This window comes from Liquorilactobacillus satsumensis DSM 16230 = JCM 12392 (assembly GCF_001435195.1).
In the GTDB taxonomy this organism is placed as follows: Bacteria; Bacillota; Bacilli; order Lactobacillales; family Lactobacillaceae; genus Liquorilactobacillus; species Liquorilactobacillus satsumensis.
Genome location: NZ_AZFQ01000029.1, coordinates 1 through 333, shown reverse-complemented (window position 1 = coordinate 333; position 333 = coordinate 1). Strand labels below are relative to the sequence as shown.

The following is a 333-nucleotide window of genomic DNA, read 5'->3' as shown; positions in this document are numbered from 1 at the left end:
GATTTCATCAGTCGTTATCTGGTCAAAGTTAGTCTTTTTCGGGAAAAACCAACGTAACCGTCGATTGAAATATTCATTGGATCCCCGTTCCCATGGTGAATACGGGTGACAAAAATAAACTTTAATCTGATAGTCTTGTTCTATGGATCGATAATCGGCAAACTCCTTACCATGATCAACAGTTATAGATTTCACTTGGGAACCGAAGATCCCCATAAACTTTCCAAAGGTATCATTTAAGGTCTTGGCGGTGCGATTAGGGGCTTTGATAGCCCATAGAAGCCGGGTTTTACGTTCTACAAAAGTGACCAAACATGCTCGTGACTGACCTCG

Annotated in this window: 1 protein-coding gene; it reads right to left on the bottom strand. The window is 41.7% G+C overall.

What is annotated here, in order from left to right; all coding sequences use genetic code 11:
- A partial coding sequence (locus FD50_RS03820; protein WP_156653483.1) for an IS30 family transposase occupies positions 1–333 on the bottom strand: 333 nt, incomplete at both ends.